General features: G+C 63.0%; 18 protein-coding genes. 7 read left to right on the top strand and 11 right to left on the bottom strand.

Features of this window, described 5'->3' with window-relative positions; genetic code table 11:
* Window positions 1–68: 68 nt before the first annotated feature.
* Together CLU90_RS27210 and CLU90_RS27205 are read right to left on the bottom strand one after the other, a co-directional pair.
* Window positions 69–380 (bottom strand): BON domain-containing protein, encoded by a 312-nt coding sequence (locus tag CLU90_RS27210; protein ID WP_034758914.1) that lies wholly within the window; start codon window positions 378–380, stop codon window positions 69–71.
* An 82-nt stretch (window positions 381–462) separates the two neighbouring features.
* Window positions 463–1,017, bottom strand: coding sequence for a hypothetical protein (locus CLU90_RS27205; RefSeq protein ID WP_092718607.1), 555 nt, complete (start codon window positions 1,015–1,017; stop codon window positions 463–465).
* Window positions 1,018–1,272: 255 nt separating this feature from the next.
* Here CLU90_RS27205 and CLU90_RS27200 point away from each other — a divergent pair, with 255 nt between their 5' ends.
* Genes CLU90_RS27200 through CLU90_RS27190 form a run of 3 tightly spaced genes read left to right on the top strand, consistent with a single transcriptional unit; the run spans window position 1,273 to window position 2,278 of the window.
* Window positions 1,273–1,719, top strand: coding sequence for a glycine zipper 2TM domain-containing protein (locus tag CLU90_RS27200; protein WP_092718605.1), 447 nt, complete (start codon window positions 1,273–1,275; stop codon window positions 1,717–1,719).
* Between the two features lie 59 nt (window positions 1,720–1,778).
* Window positions 1,779–1,931: a DUF3309 family protein gene (locus CLU90_RS27195; RefSeq protein ID WP_010396415.1), complete on the top strand. Its 153-nt coding sequence runs from the start codon at window positions 1,779–1,781 to the stop codon at window positions 1,929–1,931.
* A 44-nt stretch (window positions 1,932–1,975) separates the two neighbouring features.
* The gene (locus CLU90_RS27190) at window positions 1,976–2,278 is read left to right on the top strand and encodes a hypothetical protein (RefSeq protein WP_100429294.1); all 303 of its coding nucleotides are present in this window, start codon (window positions 1,976–1,978) and stop codon (window positions 2,276–2,278) included.
* A gap of 61 nt (window positions 2,279–2,339) precedes the next feature.
* Here the strand turns inward: CLU90_RS27190 and CLU90_RS27185 are convergent, their stop codons facing one another.
* From CLU90_RS27185 to CLU90_RS27150, 8 genes are all read right to left on the bottom strand, one after another.
* A complete protein-coding gene (locus CLU90_RS27185) occupies window positions 2,340–3,494 on the bottom strand; it encodes a patatin-like phospholipase family protein (protein WP_092718599.1) in 1,155 nt (384 codons plus the stop codon).
* 96 nt (window positions 3,495–3,590) lie between these two features.
* Window positions 3,591–4,559: an IS1595 family transposase gene (locus tag CLU90_RS27180; protein WP_100429293.1), complete on the bottom strand. Its 969-nt coding sequence runs from the start codon at window positions 4,557–4,559 to the stop codon at window positions 3,591–3,593.
* A 133-nt stretch (window positions 4,560–4,692) separates the two neighbouring features.
* Window positions 4,693–5,031 carry a hypothetical protein gene (locus CLU90_RS27175; protein ID WP_100429292.1) on the bottom strand — a complete coding sequence of 113 codons (339 nt, stop codon included), beginning with the start codon at window positions 5,029–5,031 and terminating at the stop codon, window positions 4,693–4,695.
* Window positions 5,032–5,052: 21 nt separating this feature from the next.
* On the bottom strand, window positions 5,053–5,439 hold the full coding sequence (locus CLU90_RS27170) for a phage holin family protein (protein ID WP_092718197.1): 387 nt from the start codon (window positions 5,437–5,439) through the stop codon (window positions 5,053–5,055).
* A gap of 18 nt (window positions 5,440–5,457) precedes the next feature.
* Entirely contained in the window at window positions 5,458–5,760 is a 303-nt protein-coding gene (locus CLU90_RS27165) for a DUF883 family protein (protein WP_035826246.1), read from the bottom strand.
* A gap of 58 nt (window positions 5,761–5,818) precedes the next feature.
* On the bottom strand, window positions 5,819–6,355 hold the full coding sequence (locus CLU90_RS27160; protein WP_070304102.1) for a ferritin-like domain-containing protein: 537 nt from the start codon (window positions 6,353–6,355) through the stop codon (window positions 5,819–5,821).
* Between the two features lie 86 nt (window positions 6,356–6,441).
* Window positions 6,442–7,341, bottom strand: a complete 900-nt coding sequence (locus tag CLU90_RS27155; protein ID WP_092718195.1) for an OmpA family protein — start codon at window positions 7,339–7,341, stop codon at window positions 6,442–6,444.
* A 25-nt stretch (window positions 7,342–7,366) separates the two neighbouring features.
* The gene (locus tag CLU90_RS27150) at window positions 7,367–7,771 is read right to left on the bottom strand and encodes a DUF4398 domain-containing protein (protein WP_100429291.1); all 405 of its coding nucleotides are present in this window, start codon (window positions 7,769–7,771) and stop codon (window positions 7,367–7,369) included.
* Between the two features lie 257 nt (window positions 7,772–8,028).
* Here CLU90_RS27150 and CLU90_RS27145 point away from each other — a divergent pair, with 257 nt between their 5' ends.
* On the top strand, window positions 8,029–10,065 hold the full coding sequence (locus CLU90_RS27145; RefSeq protein ID WP_100429290.1) for an AsmA family protein: 2,037 nt from the start codon (window positions 8,029–8,031) through the stop codon (window positions 10,063–10,065).
* A 174-nt stretch (window positions 10,066–10,239) separates the two neighbouring features.
* Window positions 10,240–10,458, top strand: coding sequence for an osmotically-inducible lipoprotein OsmB (locus CLU90_RS27140; protein WP_092718188.1), 219 nt, complete (start codon window positions 10,240–10,242; stop codon window positions 10,456–10,458).
* An 84-nt stretch (window positions 10,459–10,542) separates the two neighbouring features.
* On the opposite strand, the gene CLU90_RS27135 is transcribed toward CLU90_RS27140, so the two are convergent.
* The gene (locus CLU90_RS27135; RefSeq protein ID WP_092718185.1) at window positions 10,543–11,319 is read right to left on the bottom strand and encodes a Crp/Fnr family transcriptional regulator; all 777 of its coding nucleotides are present in this window, start codon (window positions 11,317–11,319) and stop codon (window positions 10,543–10,545) included.
* A 186-nt stretch (window positions 11,320–11,505) separates the two neighbouring features.
* Between CLU90_RS27135 and CLU90_RS27130 the strand changes: the two genes are divergently transcribed.
* Window positions 11,506–12,159, top strand: a complete 654-nt coding sequence (locus tag CLU90_RS27130) for a glycine zipper 2TM domain-containing protein (RefSeq protein WP_092718182.1) — start codon at window positions 11,506–11,508, stop codon at window positions 12,157–12,159.
* Between the two features lie 93 nt (window positions 12,160–12,252).
* Window positions 12,253–12,561, top strand: a complete 309-nt coding sequence (locus tag CLU90_RS27125; RefSeq protein ID WP_100429289.1) for a hypothetical protein — start codon at window positions 12,253–12,255, stop codon at window positions 12,559–12,561.
* The last annotated feature ends 155 nt before the right edge of the window (window positions 12,562–12,716 follow it).

Below are 12,716 nucleotides of genomic sequence, written 5' to 3'. Positions count from 1 at the left end.
TTCCCGCGACGGTCGGTGGTGGGCCGCAGAGCCAGCCGTGGGGCTGGCCGCTGCGGCGGGTCAGGCCATTACTTGACGCGGATGTCGTTTTTCACCGACTTCACGCCCTTGACGCCACGGGCAACTTCACCCGCTTTGGCGGCATCGGCTGGCTGGGCAACGAAGCCGCTCAGCTGAACCACGCCCTTGAAGGTTTCCACGTTGATTTCCGTCGATTTCAGGGTAGGCTCGTTGAAGATGCTGGCTTTCACCTTGGTGGTGATCGCGGCGTCGTCGATGTACTCGCCCGTGCCTTCCTTGGTTGGGGTCGAAGCGCAGCCTGCAACGGCGAACAGGGAAGCGACGAAAAGGCCGGTAGCGATAGATTTAGTGAATTTCATGGTTTTTTCCTTAGGAGTGGTCAATCAATGTGCTCACAATGAGCTTCTTATACCAGTGTGGTGACTGCGCGCCGGATGGAGCTCAGTAGCCAAACTGGGTTTTTGCAGCCTTGATACAGTCATCCTTGGCTGCGCCGGCTAATGCATCGCATTTTTCTGTCGCGACCTTGTACTCGGCTTTTCTTTTTGCTTCACGCGCATCGCTGCGCGCTTCGATGACTTTCTTGTCCGCCTTCGCGTCGGCCAGGGCCGCCACCTTGGTGGACTTGGCCAGCTTGACGCAGACATCCTTGTCGTTGCCCGTCAGCGCATTGCAGCGCGCCAGGTCGACGTCGTAATTGGCATCGGCAATCTTGATGCGCGCCTTGGTGTAGGCACGCAGGGTGTTCGTGTATTGCGCCTGCGCCACGGCTTCATCGTAGGTGCGCACGGCTTTCGCTTCGGCGATGCAGACATCCTTCGGGTTGCCCGTGATTTTTTCGCACTCGGCATGCGCCAGCTTGTAGTTCAGGGCCGCCTGCTCATTGGCGGCCTTGTAGGCTGCTTTCGCTTCCGGCGTGGCGGCCGCTGCCTGGCCGCCCCAGGCGGCACATGCGAGGCTGACGACGACGGCGGTGAAGAGCTTGTTCTTGTTCATATATTTTCTCCCTGGTGTTACCAAGCATGTCTGCTTGGCATGACTACCGTTTTACGTGGATCGCCCCCATTCTTCTGTACGCTGCCGTACACAAGCAATTTATTTTGAAACAAGCAGGCACGCAGGAAGAAATAACAACATTTGTGCGGGACCCCAACCGCGCTGGCAGCGAATAAGTACGTGCGGCAGCGTACAGACCGGAAACGGGGGCCTGACTAAGATGGCATGACACCCTTACCTCGTCAGGAGAATAAAATGAAAACCAACGCCACCTTGGCTGCACTGATGCTCGCCGCCACCGCCGTACTCAGCGGTTGCGCCACAGGCCCTTCCCAATCACAACAATATTACCCGGCCAATCAGCCTGAGTCCGCCATGTATGGCACCGTCGATTCCATCCAGATCGTGCAAGGCGGCGGCCAAACGAGCGGCGCAGGCGCCGTGGTGGGCGGCATCGCCGGCGCACTGCTGGGCAATACCATCGGCTCGGGCAGCGGCCGCACGGCCGCCACCGTGGCGGGCGCCGTCGCCGGCGGCGTCGTGGGCAACCAGGTAGAAGGCCGCAGGCAGCAGGCGCAGGCTTACCAGATCAGTGTGCGCCTCGACAACGGCGAATACCGCACCGTGGTGCAGGACAACGCGAATGATTTGCGCCCGGGTAACCGCGTGCGCGTCGTCGACGGCCGCGTCTACCGCTATTAATCCACTGGCCGCGCTTGCCCGCAAGCCCGCGCCGGACCATGCACCAACAAGGAGATACCATGGGCACCATCATTCTGATCATCTTGATCCTGGCCCTGGTCGGCGTCCTGCCTACCTGGCCGCACAGCCGCAACTGGGGTTACGGCCCCAGCGGCATCGCCGGCCTCGTCGTAGTGATACTGATCCTGCTATTACTGACGGGCAGGTTGTAAAAAAAGGCGCTACGGCGCCTTTTTTATTTCAAGGAGGAAATATCATGACCATCCACAACACACTCTTGGCCACCCTGCTCGCCTGCAGCGTGGCGCCGCTGGCCCTGGCCCAGACGGCCACGCCACAGCCGGGCGACCCGCAGCGCTGGTACCAGGAAGACAGCACGGCGCAAGCCCAGCTGCGCACCCTGCGCAAGGAAATCGCCGCCGCCCTGGCCGAGGCCAGGAAAGCCTGCCGTACGGAACCGTCCGCCACGCGCGCCACCTGCCTGAAGGACGCGCAAGACACGTACCGGCAAGACATGGCGAACGCGGAAAAACTGCGTATGGCGGCCCATCCGCAGTGATGCAGGGATGCTGTTGCAACGCCTGGCAAAACCGTCGCGCAGCAGGTTTTGACAGCCGTCACTAAGCGGCGTCGCGTTCGTATGGCGGCAATTCGTGCACCACGAGCGGCGTGTCTTCCGTGACAAAGGCGAGCCAGCCGGCCGCCTTGATCGCGCGCAAGCCATCCTGGTAGCCCTGCTCCCAGCGCCATTCGATGGAGCCCTTGGAGAAATTGATGTCCTTGGCCGCCATGTGCCAGTCGCGCCCCGCATACGGCAGGCGCACGATGTGCATGGTGCTGTCGCAGCCCAGCGCTACCAGCTCTTCCGTCTGTTGGCGGTTGTGCTTGGTGTCGGGCAGGTTGGCGTACAGTTCGCGCAATTTGCGCTGCAAGGTGTGCGTGCTGACGTAATCGGCGATGTGCCGCTTCGAGCGCGACGCGAAAGTGACGTCCTTTTGCCGCGTCTGCACCTCGTCGAGCGTGGTCGGTTCCGGTCCTTCCGAGCTCCACAGGTCCACCATGAAGACCAGGGTGTCGACGTGAGGCGTGTCGTCGAGCACGGTTTCCAGCGGCGTGTTCGAATACAGGCCGCCATCCCAATATAGATCGCCATCGACGCGCACGCCGGCAAAGCCGGGCGGCAAGGCGCCGCTGGCGCGGATATGATCGGCCGTCAGGGGCTGCTGCTGGCTGTCGAAACTGGTCAAGCTGCCGCATTTGACGCGCAGCGCGTTGACCGTCAGGCGCATGCCGCCGGGCTCGTTCAGGTAATCGAAATCGACCAGTTCCTCGAGGGTGCTGGCCAGCTCGCTGGTATCGTAAAAACTGGCCTCTTCCGGCTTGACGGCGATTCCGGCGGGAAACAGGCTGAAAGTGCGCGGCTTGAAGAAGCCTGGCACGCCGCGCAGCACGGTATCGAGCGTGGCCAGCCAGATGTTCGAGCGGCGCTGCTGGTCCGATACGAGGTTCATGTCGACGCTGTCGCGGTGCTCCACACGCTGCCAGAACTGTTTTAAACGCACGAGCCTGTCCTCGTGCTTGTTGCCAGCCAGAATGGCCGCATTGATGGCGCCGATCGAGGTGCCCACCACCCAGTCGGGGACCAGGCCATGTTCGTGGAGCGCGTGGTAGACGCCGGCCTGGTAGGCGCCCAGTGCGCCACCGCCCTGCAGCACCAGCACGATGCGCAGGCGCGAGGGATTTAACTGATTGATCGGTGTCTTCGAATTCGTCATCAAGATGGCCCTCTGTCCGCCGCGCGGGTGCGGCGTGAATCATTGTAAGGGATTGCGCCTGTCTGCGCCGGACGTTGGGTACGGGCAAAAAAAAGGCTATGTCACCGTCAGATGTGGGAATGCGCCCAATGTTGCCTTCAATAACGTTTCGGGTGAGCGGATGCGCCTGGCATCGAGTATCCAGCGCCATCCCAGATAGTTCGGCAGGTAGCGCGTCGCCACGCCATGAAACGGCCCCAGCCATTGTCGTAATCGGCTGTGATAGGCGTTGACGTTCTGCACGTGGGCGGCGCCCTGCACGCGGATGCCGGCGCGCAAGTTGACGGCCTGGTGGCTGATACGAGCTTCCCTCGCAAAAGCCCGGTAGGCGGCATGGCCATCGGTGACCAGCAGCACGTCCTTGTCGATGACGGGCAATAAACAGTGGTGCAACTGCGCCTTGGTTAGCGCTCCTTTGCCCGTGACGAAATCCAGGGTCTGGCCCGTGCGGTCGCGCGCCACCAGGATGCAGACCTGTTCATTGGAAATGCCGCGCTTGTGGGCATGGCCGCCCCGGCGACGGGCAGGACGCGTCATTGTTCTGGCGCCCTTTTCCGATTCCAGCAGATACAGCTCGTCGGCCTCGGCAATGCCATGCAGGCCATGCGGCCGGTCCGTCTTTGCCAGCGATAAAAACCGGTGGCGCCAGCGAAAGGTGGTGTTGCGGTGCACGCCCAGCTGCAATGCCGCCTTGCGCACGGAATCCGATGCCAGCAGACAATCGGCGTAGTCGAGCCACAGCGCCTTGTGGCGCAAGCGGGCCAGCGGGGTGCCGGTGAGCGCATTGAAGGTGCGCCCGCAGGGCACGCAGCGGTAGCGCTGCAGTCCGTGCGCATGGCCGTGCCGGTGCAAGTGGTCTGAATGGCAGGCGGGACAGGCCAATCGCGGCTGGGCCACACTTTCCAGCAGCGCGATGGTCGCGTCGTGTGGAGGGTTGCCATGCAGCAGGGCAATGCCTGCTTGCCGCTGACGTCGGCTCAACCGGGCAAACTGCGCAATCAAGGTGATCCATTCGGCTGGCCGCATGATTGGCTCCCGCAGAGTGAGTATGCAGAGTCAGACAGCACGGCCACAGGAAGATTCCGGCATTTCCCCTACTTGCCGATGACAGAGCCAAAAAAAAACGCCGTCGATGACGGCGTTCCGGGCGATTCCAGCGTCAGCGCTTGCGGCGCAGCCAGCTGGCGGCAACGGCGGCCACGGCCACGAGGACCAGGGCCGGTTTCACCAGCTTCTTGCGTCCGATAAACGATAACGCCGTCAGCACATACGGCATGGCGCCTTGCAAACGCATGCCGCCCGGCGCCAGCAGCGATTCGACGCGGTGGCCGGCAAAGCCGACAGCCGTCTCGACGACGCCCTGCAACAGCGATTCAGGACGCAATGCATAGCCCACGTTGGCACGCGCATGCACGATGCCCACGCGGTACATTTCGCCCTGGGCGATCAGCAGGCGCTTGCGGGCGGCTTGCGCCGCCAGTTTGTCGTGTTCCGACATGAATTCTCCTCGTGAGGCAGCTTACATCAGCATGTCGCGGTCGGCCTTCAATTCCGCCATGGTGGCGGGCATGGACAGCTTTCCTTGACGCAGCATGGCGCGCGCATACAGGACCAGGGCGATGGCCAGCAGTACGAACACGACCGTCATGATGGCGAGGATCTTCCAGCCCAGACTATCCCAGGCCAGGAAAACGATCAGCACGCTGCCGTAAGCAATGGCAAACAAGCCCGCCACCGTCGCCAGCGCGAAAATGACAACCAGCTGCAGCATGTGATTGCGCACTTCCGACAGTTCGATGGTGGCCAGTTCCAGCCGCGACAACATCAGTCCGACGGCGTTTTTGGCCAGGCCGGCGACCGAGCCGATCAATCCCGGCCCCTGGTGAGACGTAGCAGACTTGTCCATATCGCTCCTGACAGTGGATTACTTGCGGCCCAGGATGAAGCCGACCAGCACGCCGACGCCAGCGGCGACAGCCACCGTACGCCATGGGTTTTCCTTGACATAGCCGTCCGCCTGGGCAGCCATCTGCTTGGTGGCGACGATGGCCGACGCTTGCGCTTCATGCGCCTTGGCCAGGGCGGCATCCAGGGTTTTCATGCCCTTGACGCGCACTTCGTCGGCCTTTTCGCCGGTCAGGGCGGCAGCGGCGCTGAACAGGGCTTGCGCATCCTTGACCAGGGTTTTGACATCGTTATTGACGGTGGTGATATTGTTTTCCAACATGGTTTAGCTCCTTAGCTATGGATGAATGTAGTTACTATACCTACTTTACTCAAAAACACTATTCCATCAGATCGCGCATATCATCGGCGTGCTCTTCCTCGACAGCCATGATCTTGATCAGCAAGTGGCGTGTGGTCGGATCCTTGTCGCCGATTTTGACGATCATCTGGCGGTAGGACTCGATCGCCACCCGCTCCGCGATCAGGTTGGCACGCACCATGCTTTGCACGTCTTCGGAGTCATCATACTCGGCATGGCTACGCGCAAGCAATGTTGCAGGATTAAAATCCGGCTTGCCATTCAATTGCACGATGCGTTCGGCCAGCCAGTCGGCGTGTTCCTGCTCCTGCTGCGCATGCTCGAGGAACTCGGCCTTGATGCTGCCGTTGTCGCGTCCGCTCACGGTGTAGTAATGGCGTTTATAGCGCGCGATACACACCAGTTCGGTGGCCAGCGCCCCATTCAGCAGGGTGATCAGCTCCTCGCGGTCGGCCTGGTAGCCGGCCGTCACCGCGCCGTCGTCCAGGTTTTTCGCGGCGGCGCGGATGGCCGCCGTGTCGATGCCGGCTGGGATCTCAACAGATGTTGGTGTCATGATGCTTCCTTTCAATACTTGCGTGGGTATCCACCGGCCAAGGTTCGGCCGGTGCTGCCTTTAGCGACTACAACGCTTGAAGGCGTTTAACGGCGGGCGGGAATCGCCGTGTTGTCCTCGGACAAGACGATTTCCACCCGGCGATTCAGCTGGCGGTTCGCCGCCGTATCATTGCCGGCGGCCGGATAGGCGGCGCCATAGCCTTTGGTGGCGATGCGATCGCGGCTGATGCCTTGCTCCAGCAGGGCATTGCGCACGGATTCGGCGCGGCGTTGCGACAATTCCAGATTGTGCGCGGAACCGCCCGTGCTATCCGTAAAGCCTTCGATCAGCACGGTGCGCTGCGGATTGTTTTTCAGCACGTCGGCCAGCTTGCGGGCCGTATTCGCGCCATCGGCCGTCAAATTCGCCTTGTCCGTGCCAAACAGCACGTCGCCCAAGGTAATGACCATGCCGCGCTCGGTTTTCTTGGCGGCCAGGTCGGCCAGTTGCGCTTCGAGTCCGGCGGCGCGGGCTTGCGCATCGCGGGCCGACGCTTCAGCCGCTTGCGCCTGGGCCTTGGCCGCTTCCGCATCGGCTTGCGCCGACTGGGCGCGCGCCGTGGCCTGGTCAGCCTGCTGCGTGCGCGCATCGAGGCGCAACTGGTCGCGCTGCTTGCCGGCGTTGGCGATGTCCGCCTCAGCCGCCTTCTGCTTGGCGACTTCTTGCGCCGTGGCTATCTTTTGCTTGGCCAGGTAGGCCAGCTTGTCGACTTTTTCGCTATCGTCCTGGCGCGTGGCGGCCGCGTTTGCCGCTTCCAGCGCAGCGCTCGCTTCGCGGAATTCGCGTGGCGCATAAGTCGACACCAGCGGATTCGATTGCGCCGCCATGTAATCGCCGCGCGTCTGGTCGAGCAGGCTGGTGGTGGTCGGTGCGGAGCTGCAGGCGGCGACAAAGGCGGCCATGGCCAGCAGGCCGGGAATGGTGGTGTAGTGAGCTTTTTTCATGATGGAATCCTGTTCTTATTGTTGCTTATTGTTTTGGGACTTGCTGGTTGGCGCGGTCGAGCTCTTCGCGCATGACGCGGATGTTCTCGTTGATTTCATCGGCGGCGCTGGTGGCCTTGGCCGAGTTGGCCTTGCTTTGCGCCAGCTTGGCGTCCGCTTGCGCCTGGTCGGCCAGGTCGCGCGCCGTCTTGTAGTCGCGGTCTTTCAGGGCTTGATTGGCCATGCGCATTTTTTCGCGGGCCGAACGCATTTCATCGGGTGCCAGGTCGGCGGCGCCGGCGCTGGCCGCGTTATCGACGGCGGCGCGCGACACGGCAACATCGGCCGTGGCCGGCGTTTTCAGGCTGGAACAACCCGTCATCAGGACAACGGCGGTGGCGCAAGCGGCAAGGGTAGCCAGCGGGGACATCTTGAAATCTCGGTTTGTCATTTTTCTTCTCCTGGAGAATGTTAAGCGTGGGGGTTCATACGTCGGTGCTTCTGGAATCAGGAACGGCGTTTGATGTAGACGTTATAGGCTCCCCCTCCCCGCATATCCGTTCGGTGCCGCACATACGGTAGGAAATCGACAATACTTGCATGGGCAACGTGCGCCAGCGCACGTGTCCGCCAACAAAACCTGAAACAGCCCCGGCCGTGAAGCGATTCCTGTAGCATCGTGGCTACTTGTCCAGAAAGAATCAGCTTATGCCCCTCTCCCGCCGTCAGAAAATCGCCCTCGCCAGCGCCGCCGTGCTCGTCGCCCTGCCCGTCACGGCTTCCATCGTCCTGATGAATATGGACTGGAACCGCGCCAGGCCCTGGCTCAATGCGCGCGCCAGCGAAGCGCTGGGACGGCCGTTCGCCATCGAGGGCGACCTGGCGCTGACGTGGCAGCAGCCGGCGCATGGCGGGCAACAAGGCTGGCGCGACTATTTGCCATGGCCGCACCTGCAGGCCAAGGATGTGCGCCTGGGCAATCCGAGCACGATGGCAGGGACGGATGACGAAACGCAGCTGGCCACCGTCAGCCAGTTGGCGTTCTCGCTCAATCCCCTGGCCTTGCTGGACAAGAAAATCATCATCCCGCAATTGCGCTTCGACACGCCGCAGGTGAGCTTGCTGCGCAACAAGGATGGCAAGAACAACTGGACCTTCGACAAGCAGGAACAGCCATCGCCGTGGCAGCTGGAACTGCAAAGCGTGGTGTTCAGCAAGGGCACGGTCGTGCTCGACGATGAGGTCACGCAAACGGCCATGCGCGCCGATGTCGACACCATCGCGGGCGATACGCGCTACGGCATCGCCTGGACGCTGTCGGGCAAGTACCGTGGCGAAACCGTCAAGGGCGGCGGCAAGGCGGGCGGCGTGCTGTCGCTGCAGCAGCAAGGCACGCCCTTCCCCATCCAGGCCGACATGCGCGCAGGCGGCAACAGCATGGCCATCGAAGGCACGCTGACGCGCCCGGCGGACCTGGCCGCGCTCGACGTGCGCCTGAAGCTGTCCGGGCCCAGCATGGCGCGCCTGTATCCATTGACGGGCGTGCTGCTGCCGGAAACGCCGCACTACAGCACGGAAGGCCATTTGACGGGCACCCTGGCACCGCGCGGCGGCGAATGGGTCTATGACAAGTTCAGCGGCAAGGTGGGGTCCAGCGACATTAGCGGCAAGCTGGCTTTGTCCGCCAGCACGCCACGCAAGCGCCTGACGGGCGAAGTCCACTCGCGCCTGCTGCAATTTTCCGACCTCGGCCCGCTGGTGGGCGCCGATTCCAGCGCCAGCAAGAAGGAACGGGGCGTGGCCTCGACGCAGCCGGCCGGCCGCGTGCTGCCCGTGGAAACCTTCAAGACGGAGCGCTGGACCAGCCTGGACGCCGACGTGCGCTACACGGCCGACAAGATCACGCGCGACGCTGATTTGCCGATCAGCAAGCTCGACACGCACGTGGTGCTGACGGATGGCGTACTGTCCTTGACGCCACTCAACTTCAACGTGGCGGGCGGCACGCTGACGTCGCAGATCAAGCTCGACGGCAGCGGCAAGGTCATCGCCAACGGCATCGCGGCCGAACTCAAGGCCAGCGCCCGCCATCTGCGCATCCAGCAGCTGTTTCCCCGCCTGCCGGCACTGCACGCCAGCGCCGGCGAAATCAATGGCGACGCGTCGCTGTCGGCCACGGGCAATTCCGTCGCCAGCCTGCTGGGCAGTTCGAACGGCGAAGTGCGCGCGCTGATCGAGCGGGGCAGCATCAGCAAGCTGCTGCTGGAAGAGATGGGCTTGAATATCGGCAGTGTCGTGCTGACCAAGCTGGTGGGCGACAAGCAGGTCAAGCTGAACTGCATGGCCGCCGATTTCGTCGCCACCAAGGGACTGATGCGCACGCGTCAGTTCATCGTCGACACGGACGATGCCATATTGCACGTCGACGGCACGGTGAACCTGGCCGATGAACGGCTGGACCTGACATTGCAACCGGACAGCAAGGGCTTGCGCGTCTTTTCGCTGCGCTCGCCCCTGTACGTGCGCGGTACCTTCAGCAAGCCCGACGTGAGCGTCGACAAGGGCGTGCTGGCCCTGCGCGCGGGCGGCGCCCTCGCCTTGGCCGTGGTGGCGCCCGTGGCTGCCCTGCTGCCGCTGGTCAACACCGGCCCCGGCGAGGACAGCGCCTGCGCCGCCCTGCTGGCCCAGGCCCGCGTGAAACCGGTGGCGCCGAAGCCGGGCAAGACGCCGCGCAAAACATGGTGACAATATCGCCAGCCGTGCACAATTACAATTGTTACACCCCTATGTGCGTTGCCGAACAGACCCTGCCTTGTCACAATCCTATTCTGTGATCGTGCCTGAAACACACGGCGTCACGAAGTCATCCGGCCCATACCATGCCGGCGCCACGAGGTCCGAATTCATAGGAGAACTATCATGCAAATCATTAAAAAAATCGCCGCTACCACTTCCGTTGCCGCCCTGCTGTTGAGCCTGACGGCCTGCTCCAACATGTCGCGCCAGGATAAGAACACGGCCATCGGCGCCGGCGTCGGCGCAGTCGCCGGTTCCGTGCTGACGGGCGGCAGCGCCGTCGGCGCAGTCGGCGGCGCCGCTGTCGGCGGCGTGATCGGCAACCAGGTCAAACCGAAGTAATCATTGAACGAGAAAGCGGGGTGGGTGCCCAGGCGCCCGCCCCGCTTTTTTGCGTCTGTTGCACCAGGAAAGAAAGCAGGGAAATCAGACGAAGACGTTGGCCATGCCGATGGTGCCGCTGTCCTTGACCAGCTCGTAGCAGCGGCAGGACACGGCTTCCAGGCCGGCCGAATCGAGGATTTCGATATTGCCGCGGCTGTAGGTGATGAGTTTTTGCTGTTGCAGCGCGCTGGCCGCCTTGGTCACGCCGACCCGCCGCACGCCCAGGGTATGGGCGAGGAATTCATGCGTCAGGTGAAATTTTTCCGACTGCAGGCGGTCGCGCGTGATCAGCAGCGAACGGGCCAGGCGCGCCTCGAGCACGTGGAAGCGGCTGCACACGGCAATCTGGATGGCTTGCGCCAGCAGGGTATCCGTGTAGCGGTACAGCAGGCGCTGCAGGGACTCGAGCTGGGCGAATTCGGCGCAGAAATCGGCCCGCGCGATGCGGCTGGCCGTGCCGGAACGTTGCACGACGGCACGCACTTGCGCCAGCTCATGGCCGAGCGCGACGGAAGCGCCCAGGACGCCTTCACGGCCGACGGAGCCCACTTCCAGTGTCATGCGGCCTTCCGCCACGGCCAGCAGCGAGATCAGGCAGTCGACGGGGAAATAGATGTGGCCGATGGGCTGGCCCGGTTCGTACAGCACCTCGCCCACCTCGACCTTGACGGTATCGAACAGCGCCGCCAGGTGCCGCAAGTCGTGCTCGGGCAGGCTGGCCAGCAAGCGGTTGCCGGCGTCGGGCGCGCCCACGGACGATCCCAGGCCGGATCGGCCCGTATCGCGGGACAGGGTCGTGCTGGCAGTCGTTGGTGGCATTGCTTTTCCTTGGTGTCGTTACAACTCGACATAATTTTTACCTAGCCTACGGTGCGTCACCGTCCCTGTATGTACGGTGACGCACGGAAGCGCGGCAAGCGGTACAGCACACTGGCCATACACGCGAATCGCACGGATAACACGCACGACCCATTTCATTATTTTAAAAAGACCAAGGAGCCTTCCATGACCACCACCACCAAATCCCTCCATCCGCTGGTGCTTGCCGCCGCCGTTGCCGTCCTGCTGTTTTGCGGCGTGGGCACGGCAGCCCTGATGGGCTGGCTGCCCTCGTCCCAGGGCGATAGCCAGCCCCTGCCGGCCAGCGCCTCGGCCGAACAGATGGCCAATTTGCAGGCAAACCAGCCGCAAGCGGCCTTGCCGCCTGCCGGCGCGCAGCCGCTGGCCGCCATGCCACCGCAGCCACAGCAGCAGCCCATGCGCCAGCAGCAACAGCAACAGCAGCAGCAGCAACAATACGCGGCAGCCCCTGCGCCACAGGTGTGCGGCAACTGCGGCGTGATCGAAGCCATCCATGAAGTCAATACGCGCGCCGAAGGCAGCGGCGTGGGCGCGGCCGGCGGCGCCGTCGTCGGCGGCTTGCTGGGCAACCAGGTAGGCGGCGGCCACGGCAGGCAGCTGGCCACCGTGCTGGGCGCCGTCGGCGGCGCCGTGGCCGGCAACCAGATCGAAGGCAATGTGCGCGCCACGCGCAGCTACAACATCGTCGTGCGTCTCGATAACGGCAAGACGCGCACCGTGCACCAGAGCGCCGCGCCGAACTGGCGCCAGGGCGACCGCGTGCGCGTCGTCAACGGCGGCTTGCGCGCCATGGGCTAAATTGGCCATGACAGCGCTGCAAGGCGTTGCAAACTGAATACACGCCCGGCCTGTCCGGGCGTTTTCTTTTTGATAATGTTCGTTGGCGTACAGATGAGCTTGCCGTCCCGCGAGATGATGCATTCAGGAAATTTCAACGACGACATCAAAGGAGGCGCCATGGAATGCGACAAGGCAGGCAGCAACAAAATCTGGCTGGGCTTTATCGGCGGCGGCTTGCTGGCCACCGCGCTGGGCTTTTGCGCGCTGGACCTGGCGCCGGAAACGGGCGGTCCCGTGTTTGGCGTCATGCTGCTGCTGACGGGCGGCATGGTCAGCTGCCTGGCCGGCGCCGTCGGCATGGCCGGCATGCTGGCGTGGGTGCCGGGCATGGCCGATGAACACGCCAACGGCCCCCGTTAGTTGAGCTTTGTGTACGACAGCGTACAGAAGGCAGGGAAAACAAAATAGACAATCAGTCATGGCATCAGCGTTCAGCGACCCGGTCGCCGCGCAATGACAAGAACCGATGACGGCGCAAGGCCAAGGCAGCCGCCGTCATCCACACACTACTTTCG

It is taken from the genome of Janthinobacterium sp. 67 (assembly GCF_002797895.1).
Lineage (GTDB): Bacteria > Pseudomonadota > Gammaproteobacteria > Burkholderiales > Burkholderiaceae_D > Janthinobacterium.
This window is presented reverse-complemented; position numbering and strand designations above follow the sequence as displayed.